The sequence below is a fragment of the Caulobacter sp. genome (assembly GCF_049283275.1).
In the GTDB taxonomy this organism is placed as follows: domain Bacteria; phylum Pseudomonadota; class Alphaproteobacteria; order Caulobacterales; family Caulobacteraceae; genus Caulobacter.
Genome location: NZ_JBAPVS010000056.1, coordinates 1 through 9,395, shown reverse-complemented (window position 1 = coordinate 9,395; position 9,395 = coordinate 1). Strand labels below are relative to the sequence as shown.

Here is a 9,395-nt window from a genome sequence, read left to right as displayed (position 1 = left end):
GGGCTGACCAGCAGGGCGGGCGGCGGATCGCGGCGGAAGAGCTGCAGGGCGCTCAGCAGCCGGGCCAACTGGCCCCGGTCGCGGCCCAGCTGCGCCGTCAGGGCCGACTCGCGCTGGTGCAGGGCTTCCAGTCGGGCGCGTTTGAAATCGACGTCGTCGCCGGCGTCGACCCGCCGACGGCCCAGGGCGTCCAGCTCGCCGCGCAGATCGACGATCTCGCGGCGGGTCTCGGCGGCGGCCTGTTCGTCCCGTGTTTTCTGGCTTGAGGCGGCCTTCTGGCCGACCTGAGCCGCGACCACGGTCACGCCGCCCAGCACGAGGCTCAGCAGGCTGGCGGTGATCAGGACGACGCGGCGCGACATGGGAGGATGAATGCCCGGATTGGGTTGCAGCGACAACCGGTTCTCGCGTCGCCCTCTAACTCCGTTCATCCCGGCGAACGCCGGGATCCAGATCCTATAGTGGTGCGGCTGATTGGATGGGCTCCGAACTCGGGGACCCCCCGCCCAGATACGGCATCTGGGTCCCGGCGTTCGCCGGGATGAGCGGATCAGAACTCAATCCCGATGGTACGGCGAGCCCGCCAGGATGGTGACGGCGCGGTAGATCTGCTCGGCCAGCATGGCGCGGGCCAGGGCGTGCGGCCAGGTCTGGGGCCCGAAGGCCAGGGTCTCGTCGGCCGTGCTCAGGATCGACGGATCCAGGCCGTCGGCGCCGCCGATCAGGAACACGACCTTGCGGTGGCCGTCGTCGCGCAGCCGGCCCACATGATCGGCGAAGGCCCGGCTGGGGCGCACCTTGCCGTGCTCGTCGCAGGCGACGACATAGGCGCCCTCCAGGTGCGGGCGCAGCACCTCGGCCTCGGCGGCCTTGCCGGGCTTCCTGGCCTCGACCTCGACGATCTCGACCGGCCCCAGCGCCAGGGCGCGGCCGGACGCGGTGGCCCGGGACGCGTAGTCCACGGCCAGCTGCGCCTCGACCATGCGGCCGAGCTTTCCGACGGTGAGGATGGTGATCTTCATGGGTGCGTTGAGACCTCGTCCTTCGACTAGCTCAGGATGAGGATCTCAAAGGCAAAACACCAATGTGGGCAAAGTAGCCCTCATCCTGAGCTTGTCGCCAAAAGACAGCTGGGGGACGAGGGCGGACCCGCAAGCGAGCTTAGTTCGACGCCATCCGGTGCGGCGCGTCGACGGCCCAGATCTTCTCGATGTTGTAGAACGAGCGGACTTCGGGGCGGAACAGGTGGACCACCACGTCGCCGGCGTCGATCAGCACCCAGTCGCAATGCGGCAGGCCTTCGACCCGCGCCTTGCCGAACCCGCTCTCCTTGAGCGCGCGGATGATGTGGTCGGCCAGGGCGCCGACGTGACGGTGCGAACGGCCGGACGCCACGATCAGGCTGTCGGCGACCGAGCTCTTGTCCGTCAGGTCGATGTGGACGATGTCCTGGGCCTTGTCGTCGTCGAGACGCGACAGGATCAGGGTTTCGAGCGCCTTGATATTAAGGTCCAGGGCGGTCTCTTGAGTCGAGGTTTCGGGGGAAACCGTTCCCTCGTGCGCACTTGGCGCGGGGTCGCTACGCAGCGGAAATGCTCCTTGATGGGGTTCGCGCAATAGCTCCCATAGCACGGAAGACTCGAAAAGATGAGGGGGAACGTGGAGGTGGGCGATTCGAGGGGTGCGAAATCCTTCTCCCCTTGCGGGAGAAGGTGTCAGCGAAGCTGACGGATGAGGGGTTGAAAGGCCCGTCCGGCGCGTTCTGAGAGACCCCTCACCCGACCTTGCTTCGCAAGGCCACCCTCTCCCGCAAGGGGAGAGGGATCATCCCCTCGTCTGCCGTCCGCGCAGCGCCGTCGACGAGGCGAAGTTCAGCGGGCCGGTCAGATAGACCCAGGCGGGGGCGGTGGCGTCGGCCAGGATCGAGGCCTCGCTGGCCGGGCGGCGGGCGAAGGCGAAGCGGCGGGCGGCGGGCGAGGTGCGCGCCTTCAGGGCCGCCCACGGCCGCGAGATCACCGCCACGGGCGCCTCGCGCATGATCTGGGTCCAGCCGCGCCAGCGGTGGAAGGTGGCCAGGCTGTCGGCCCCCATGATCCAGACGAACTTGACGCCCGGATAGCGGGCCCGCAGCACGCGCAGGGTGTCGATCGTGTATTGCGAGCCCAGGCGGGTCTCGGCGTCGGAGACGATCATCCCCGCGCCCCGCGCCCACTTGCGGGCCCCGGCCAGGCGCTCGGCCAGCGGCCGCGTCTCGGCCGACGACTTCAGCGGGTTCTGCGGCGAGACCAGCCAGATCACCTTGTCCAGCCGCAGGCGATGCAAGGCGGTCTCGGCGACGTGGGCGTGGCCCTCGTGCGCCGGGTTGAAGCTGCCGCCGAACAGACCCACGCGCATGCCCGGCTCCAGGTGGAACCCAAGCCTTTGCGCGGGAGGCCGGCCGGCCTCAGGGACGAGTCTGGCCGGTCCCGCGAACCACATACTTGAACGTCGTCAGTTGCTCGGCCCCGACCGGACCGCGGGCATGGAGTTTGTCGGTGGCGATGCCGATCTCGGCCCCGAAGCCGAACTCGCCGCCGTCGGCGAACTGGGTCGAGGCGTTGACCAGCACGATGGCGCTGTCGACCAGGGCGATGAACCGCTCGGCCGCCGCGACGTCCTCGGTGACGATCGCGTCGGTGTGGCCCGAGCCGTAGGCGGCGATGTGGGCGGCCGCGCCCTCCACCCCGTCGACCACGGCCACCGAGATGATCGGGGCCAGATATTCGGTGGTCCAGTCGGCCTCGGTCGCCGGCGTCATGGCGGGCGCGATGGCCCGCGAGGCGTCGTCGCCGCGCAGTTCGCAGCCGGCCTTGACCAGGGCGTCGGCGAGGGTCGGCAGCAGGGCGCCGGCGACCGCGCGGTCGACCAGCAGGGTCTCGGCGCTGCCACACACGGAAACACGCCGCATCTTGGCGTTCAGCACGATCTCGACGGCCTTCTGGGGATCGGCCGCCGCATGCACGAACACGTGGTTCAGGCCCTCCAGATGGCCCAGCACGGCCACGCGGGCCTCGGCCTGGACCCGGGCGACCAGGCTCTTGCCGCCCCGGGGGATGATCAGGTCAATCGTGCGGTTCAGGCCCGACAGGATCGCGCCCACCGCCTCGCGGTCGGGGGTGCGGACGATCTGCACCGCGTCGGTCGAGATCCCCGCCGCCTTCAGCCCTTTAACGATCGCGGCGTGGATGGCGAGGTTGGAATGGATGCATTCGGAGCCGCCGCGCAGGATCACCGCATTGCCCGAGCGCACGCACAACGCCGCGGCGTCGGCGGTGACGTTGGGCCGGCTCTCGAAGATCATGGCGATCACGCCGATGGGCGTGCGCACCCGGGCGATGTCCAGGCCGTTGGGACGCGTCCAGCGGGCGGTCTCCACGCCCAGCGGGTCGGGGATGGCGGCCACGGCCTCGACGCCGGCGGCCACGCCTTCCAGGCGTTCGGGATTGAGCATCAGCCGCTCGACCATCGGCGCGGTCAGGCCGCCGGCCCCGGCCTTTTCCAGGTCGCGGGCGTTGGCTTCGAGGATCGCGGGCGCGTCGGCGCGGATGGCGGCGGCCATGGCTTGGAGCGCGGCGGTGCGCTGGGCTGGCGTGGCCACGCGCAGGGCCTGCGCCCCTTGCCGAGCCGCCTGACCCATCGCCGTCATCGTCGCCTGCAAGCTCATGCCCGCGTCGTCCATGCCATCCTCCGTTCCCGGATATGCCCCCCGATATGCTCAGAGTGAGGCTTACCTAGGCGCTTTGGGGCGTGTGGGGAATGGGGAAAGGGTGGTGGGGGTGTTAGCGGGGCTGGTGGGGACCGATGCGGCTTTCGGGGGTGGACGAGCGGAAAGCTTGTCCGCCGTGTCTCCTCGGAGACTTCCAGGGTTGGAGTTGGAGCAGGTTCGCCCTAGCCGCGACGAAGCTCCGGCGCTTTGGATAGGCGGATCAAGTCAACAGGCCCGGGCTGAAATCGCCCGGGCGGTCCAGGACGCGCCAACGTCCTGCCCGTCGGGGGCCTCCATCGGAGCGGGTTAAAAATCCGCGATCCGAAGGCTTCCGGATAACGGTTCCGCGCGAAGCGTCTGAACTTCGTCGAAACGGTACTTACAACTGCCAATCATCCGGGCGAGGCCCGGGCGCTTCGCACCCTTCCCATCAAGCTCAGCGGTGAACCGCGTGAGAGCGAGAAGCCGTGCCGGTGAACACTTGCCCCCACCTGACCGCTTCGCGGTCTGTCCGCCCCCAGAGGGGGCGGAGCTTTCGCGCCGAGTCCGCCAAGGCAGGCTCTTCCCCCTGTGGGGGAAGACGACCGCGAAGCGGTCCGTAGGGGGCAAGGGTTCGCCGCATAGACGCCCGGCGCCTTCCCTGCCACCGTCCCCCGGACGCAACGCCCAAACGAGGACCCGCATGGACTTCATGAAACTCCTGCGCAGCTTCGAGGAGTTCCTGTTCGAGGCGACGTCGTGGCTGGTCTTCTATCCGCTGACCCTGTGGCGGGTGCTGGTCCGGCCGCTGGAGACCATGGCCTATTCCGACGCCGAGCAGGGCGACGACGAGGAGGGGCGCTATGACGACGCCCTGACGCCGCCGCTGTTCCTGTTGATCACCGTGGTGCTGATGAACCTGATCGCCACGGCCGCCCACCTTCCTCGGGAGATTCCCGGCGGTGGGAGCCTGCAGCACGCGATCTTGGGCTCGCCCCAGAACGCGGCCCTGTTCCGCGCCCTGATCTTCAGCCTGATCCCGCTGATCGCCGCCTTGCTCCTGCTGCATCGCCAGGGCGTGCGGCTGTCACGCGCGAGCCTGCGTCCGCCGTTCTACGCCCAGTGCTACCTGGCCAGCCCCTGCGCGGTGATCATGATCGGCGGCGGAATCATCTTCCAGCGCCACGACATCCCCAACGTCTACGGCCTCCTGCTGATGCTCGCCGGGCTGGCCTGGTTCCTGACCGCCCAGACCCGCTGGTTCGCCGTCCGCCTGCGGATCGGGCCGTTGCGCGCGGCGGGGCTGGCGATCGGGGCGTTGCTGCTGGCGATGGTGGCCTTCGTCGGTCTGATCCTTCCCGTGGCCCTGTTCTGAGGCGGATTTACGAAACCAAACTTCCTAAACCGGATGACGCCCGGCTCTTTCCCCCGCTAGGGTCGCGGCCAAGTCGGAGGAGAATCCCATGCGTCTTGGACTGGTGCTGGCCGCGATCGCGGCCTTGTCGGCGTCGCCCGCCTTTGCTCAGGACAAGACCCCCGCAACCTCGCCCTACGACGCCGTCGACCCGTTCATCGGCACGGGCGGAGACGGCCACACCTTCCCCGGCGCGGTCGCCCCGTTCGGCATGGTCCAGCTTTCCCCCGACACCGACATCCTGCCGTTCAAGCAGAGCTACGCCCGCGCCGCCGGCTATCGCTACACCGACCCGACGATCCTGGGCTTCTCGCACACCCATTTCTCGGGCTCGGGCCATTCGGACCTGGGCGACATCCTGCTGGCCCCGGTCAGCGGCGAGGCGAAACTGGAGCCGGGCCAGGCCGATAAGCCCGGCTCGGGCTACCGCTCGCGCTTTTCGCACGACGGCGAGATCGCCCAGCCCGGCTACTACGCCGTGACCCTGACCGACAGCCAGGTGCGGGCCGAGCTGACCGCCGGCCTGCGCACCGGCCTGCACCGCTACAGCTACGCCAAGGGCGCGAGGGCCCAGGTGCTGCTCGACCTGCGCACCTCGATCTACAACTATCCGGGCAAGGTCAGCTGGTCGCGGATCCGCGTGGCCGAGGACGGCACGATCACCGGCATGCGCGAGACCCGCGGCTGGGCCCCGGGCCGCCAGCTCTATTTTGCCCTCCGCTTCGACCGGCCGCTGGTCGGCAAGGCGCTGTACAACACCGAAGACAACGTCCCCTACAAGGGCTTCGCCCAGCCGGGCCGCACCGCCTTCGATCGCGCCCAGATGGAGGGCCGGGCCCTGGTCGGGGTCTTCGATTTCGGGGTGATCGACGGGCCGCTGGTGGCCAAGGTGGCCATCTCGTCGGTCAGCGAAGCGGGCGCGGTCCTCAACCTGTCCAGCGACGAGAAGGGCTTTGATTTCGACGGCCTGCGGGCCCGGACGCGCGCCGACTGGGAAAAGGCCCTGGGCGCGGTCGAGATCGCCGCCCCGGCCGACACCCGCACCAGCGTCTACACCGCCCTCTACCATACGCTGCTGGCGCCCAGCGTGTTCGGCGACGTGGACGGCCGCTATCGGGGTCTGGACAACGAGGTGCATGAGGCCCAAACCTCTGAAGGAAAGCGCTACACCTTCCACTCGACCTTTTCGCTGTGGGACACCTTCCGCGCCGAGCACCCGCTGCTGACCCTGGTCCAGCCGGAAAAGCGCAACAGCGACATCGTCAATTCGCTGATCGCCTCGCAGCAGGTCAGCCCCTACGGCATCCTGCCGGTCTGGCAGTTCCACGGCCAGGAGACCTGGACGATGATCGGCTATCACGCCGTGCCGGTGATCGCCGACGCCTACCTGAAGGGGATCCGTGGCTTCGACGAAAAGGCCGCCCTGGACGCCATGGTCAAGAGCGCCACCTACGCTCCTTACGGGGGCTTGGGCGACTACATGAAGCTCGGCTATGTGCCGATCGACAGGGAGCCGGAAGCCGCCTCCAAGACCGTCGAATACGCCTATGACGACTGGACCATCGCCCGGATGGCCAAGGCCATGGGGCGCAACGACATCGCCGCGACCTTCGAGAAGCGGGCCGGGAACTGGAGGAACAGCTTCGACGTCAAGACCGGCTTCCTGCGGGCCCGGAAAAGCGACGGGACGTTCCGCACGCCGTTCGACCCGACCGCGATCAACTATGGCTCCGACTACACCGAGGGCAACGCCTGGCAATATTCGTGGTTCGCGCCGCAGGACCTGGGCGGGCTGGTCGGCCTGATGGGCGGCGACGCGGCGACCGTGCGCAAGCTGGACGCCATGTTCGACTTCGACAACTCCAAGCTCGACTATTCCCACGCCGAGGACATCGCCGGCCTGATCGGCCAGTACATCCACGGCAACGAGCCCAGCCACCACGTGGCCTACATGTACGACTATGCCGGCGCCCCGTGGCGCACCCAGGCCCGGCTGACCCAGATCGTCAAGAGCCAGTACAAGCCCACGCCCGACGGCCTGTCGGGCAATGACGACCTGGGCCAGATGTCGGCCTGGCTGGTCTTCACCTCGCTGGGCTTCTACCCGGTCGCGCCGGGCTCGAACGAATATGTGATCGGCCGGCCGTTCGTGGAGAAGGCTGTGCTGAACCTGGAGGGCGGCAAGCGGTTCACCGTGCGGACCGTGGGGCTGTCGGACACCGCGCCCTACGTCGGTTCGGTGACCCTGAACGGTCGACCGCTGACGCGGAGCTTCGTCCGCGACGCCGAGATCCGGGCCGGGGGCGAGCTGGTCTTCACCATGAGCGCCACGCCGAACAAGGCCTGGGCCTCAGGGGCGAAGGACCGGCCGATGAGCATGACGGGGTATGGAAAGTAGGGCGCTCTACCGCCCTACCGCCCTACCGCGTCGGCGACGTCGCCTGGACGCTGAAGTCGCCGATGGTGATGGCCGGACCCTTGGGCGCGTTGGCGCCGTCGACGCGGACGAACGACACCACCAGCTGGCTGAGCTGACCCGGCGAGAGGCCGCGCAGTACGTCGGTGGCGGGCAGGACCAGCTTGGCCTTGCCCCCTTCGGCGTGGTCGGCGTGCTGCTCGCCGCCCTCCGGATGGTGCAGAGCTCCGGCGATCTCGAAGGCCCCGACCGTGCCGATCAGATGCCGTTCCTCGGGCGCGCCGCCCGTGGTCGGCAGGTTGACATAGACCTTGTAGAAATAGCCGCCGTCCTTGCCGATCTCGGTCAGGGCCACCTCGTCGAGCACCACGTTCAGCTCGGTGGGGGCGGGAGCGCGCGGCGCCGCCTCGGCCAGGGCGCCGGCCTTCAGCCGGCCTTGCGGACCCAGGGGGACGCTGACGCTGAACGAGCGGTCGTCCAGGGTCAGGGCGCCTTGGCTGTCGCCCAGCGAGATCACGCCGTCGATCGCCTTTTCGGCGTTCATCGGCACGGCGCGGAGCATCGGGCGGGCCGGGGTCCTGAGGGCGGGCGGCCGGGGCAGGCGCTGGTTGTCATAGACGTAGCCGAAGGTCGAGGTGTCGCGGGTCTGGACCTTGGGCACGCCCTGGGTGGTGGGGCCGTAGTTGAACCCGCCGCTCCAGTAGGGATCGCTGGTCGCCGGCATGGTCCGCCCGCCGCCCGCCGAGATCCAGGCGCACCACAGCCGGTCGATATTGGCGTGATGCACCCAGAAGATCGGATCCTCCGGCGACAGCATGGTGGGCATGACCCCGCCGATGATGTTGTGCACCTGGTTGTGCGGCAGGCTCTCGATCTGGGGCTCCATCGCCGAGGGCCAGTTGCGCGGGAAGTTGACGTATTGCGGCTGGGTGAAGCCAAAGCCCAGGGCGGCCGAGACATTGGTGTTCGTGCGCCGGGTCCACAGCGGGTTGCCGGCGTCGCCCGGGGTGGTGAATTCCCGGGGCAGGTTGGCGTTGGCGTAATAGTCCCAGTAGGGCAGGTTGAAGCCCGGATCGCCCGAGATCGCCCGGATCTGCTGCTCGAACCGGAAGATGTAGCCCCGGTGCCAGGTCAGGAAATAGGGGATGCCGTGCGGGCAATAGCTTCTATGGATGTTGGCCCAATAGACCCAGCTGTTGGGATCAGAGGGGTTCTTGTTGTCCCGCATCTTCTTCACGGCGGCGACGAACTTGCCATAGGACGGGGTGTTCACGAACGCCGGCCAGGAAATCCGCGTGCGGACCGACTGGGCCAGCGCTTGATCCGCGCCCAAGCCGGTGGAAATTCCGGCGGCGGCGAGACCTGCGCCCAGCATCGTGCGTCTGTCGAGCATGTCGCCCTCCCCTTGTGTTGGGCGACGATAGCGTCCTTTGGTTGTGTTTAGAAGAGGGCTCGCCAAAAAGCTTGGAAGAGAGCTTTGGGTCGGCTCAGAATCCCAGACACGCCGGTTGGGTGATCACCAACACCGCCTCCTGCGAGAACCGCCGGCGATAGGCCGCGCTCACGGCGTTCAGCCTGTCCTCGCCGCCGGCGCGGCCGGGCAGGGCCAGGATCAGCAGTTTGGACGGCTCGCGGCCGATGACGCCGCCGGCGCCGCGCCACTGGCCCGCCGCGTCGAGCACGGTCAGACCGTCGGGGAAACGGGGGGTCACCTCCGCGTCGATGAAGGCCTGGAAATCGGCCTCGGAGACGCCGACCTGATCGCCGATGTTGCGGCCGAAGAACAGCTGGGCGGTGCGGCCGGGGCTCTGGCCGGCCGGGCAGGTCGCCGGCGCCAGGCT

At 68.7% G+C, this 9,395-nt stretch carries 8 protein-coding genes and 1 pseudogene; 2 read left to right on the top strand and 7 right to left on the bottom strand.

Going from position 1 to position 9,395, the window contains the following annotated elements; translation table 11 throughout:
• From WAL33_RS02840 to WAL33_RS02820, 5 genes and pseudogenes are all read right to left on the bottom strand, one after another.
• Positions 1 to 398: pseudogene (locus WAL33_RS02840) on the bottom strand (peptidase M24); the annotation flags it as partial.
• Between the two features lie 159 nt (positions 399 to 557).
• The gene (rlmH, locus tag WAL33_RS02835; RefSeq protein WP_422178279.1) at positions 558 to 1,022 is read right to left on the bottom strand and encodes a 23S rRNA (pseudouridine(1915)-N(3))-methyltransferase RlmH; all 465 of its coding nucleotides are present in this window, start codon (positions 1,020 to 1,022) and stop codon (positions 558 to 560) included.
• Positions 1,023 to 1,161: 139 nt separating this feature from the next.
• Entirely contained in the window at positions 1,162 to 1,587 is a 426-nt protein-coding gene (gene rsfS, locus WAL33_RS02830) for a ribosome silencing factor (protein WP_422178281.1), read from the bottom strand.
• Between the two features lie 237 nt (positions 1,588 to 1,824).
• Positions 1,825 to 2,478, bottom strand: a complete 654-nt coding sequence (locus tag WAL33_RS02825) for a nicotinate-nucleotide adenylyltransferase (protein ID WP_422178277.1) — start codon at positions 2,476 to 2,478, stop codon at positions 1,825 to 1,827.
• Positions 2,444 to 3,718 (bottom strand): glutamate-5-semialdehyde dehydrogenase, encoded by a 1,275-nt coding sequence (locus tag WAL33_RS02820; protein ID WP_422178275.1) that lies wholly within the window; start codon positions 3,716 to 3,718, stop codon positions 2,444 to 2,446. Before WAL33_RS02820 ends, WAL33_RS02825 begins: the two co-directional genes overlap by 35 nt.
• A 709-nt stretch (positions 3,719 to 4,427) precedes the next feature.
• Here WAL33_RS02820 and WAL33_RS02815 point away from each other — a divergent pair.
• Positions 4,428 to 5,099, top strand: coding sequence for a hypothetical protein (locus tag WAL33_RS02815; RefSeq protein WP_422178273.1), 672 nt, complete (start codon positions 4,428 to 4,430; stop codon positions 5,097 to 5,099).
• 88 nt (positions 5,100 to 5,187) lie between these two features.
• The gene (locus WAL33_RS02810) at positions 5,188 to 7,536 is read left to right on the top strand and encodes a GH92 family glycosyl hydrolase (RefSeq protein WP_422178271.1); all 2,349 of its coding nucleotides are present in this window, start codon (positions 5,188 to 5,190) and stop codon (positions 7,534 to 7,536) included.
• Between the two features lie 22 nt (positions 7,537 to 7,558).
• Here the strand turns inward: WAL33_RS02810 and WAL33_RS02805 are convergent, their stop codons facing one another.
• Positions 7,559 to 8,947: a tyrosinase family protein gene (locus WAL33_RS02805; RefSeq protein ID WP_422178269.1), complete on the bottom strand. Its 1,389-nt coding sequence runs from the start codon at positions 8,945 to 8,947 to the stop codon at positions 7,559 to 7,561.
• Between the two features lie 94 nt (positions 8,948 to 9,041).
• The coding region (locus tag WAL33_RS02800; RefSeq protein ID WP_422178267.1) for a DUF3574 domain-containing protein at positions 9,042 to 9,395 on the bottom strand (354 nt) is incomplete at its 5' end.

Coding starts and splice junctions, on each gene's coding strand:
- WAL33_RS02825 (WP_422178277.1), bottom strand. CDS start 2,478: ATGTGGTTCGCGGGACCGGCCAGACTCGTCCCTGAGGCCGGCCGGCCT.
- WAL33_RS02810 (WP_422178271.1), top strand. CDS start 5,188: ATGCGTCTTGGACTGGTGCTGGCCGCGATCGCGGCCTTGTCGGCGTCG.
- rlmH (WP_422178279.1), bottom strand. CDS start 1,022: ATGAAGATCACCATCCTCACCGTCGGAAAGCTCGGCCGCATGGTCGAG.
- WAL33_RS02815 (WP_422178273.1), top strand. CDS start 4,428: ATGGACTTCATGAAACTCCTGCGCAGCTTCGAGGAGTTCCTGTTCGAG.
- WAL33_RS02820 (WP_422178275.1), bottom strand. CDS start 3,718: ATGGACGACGCGGGCATGAGCTTGCAGGCGACGATGACGGCGATGGGT.
- WAL33_RS02805 (WP_422178269.1), bottom strand. CDS start 8,947: ATGCTCGACAGACGCACGATGCTGGGCGCAGGTCTCGCCGCCGCCGGA.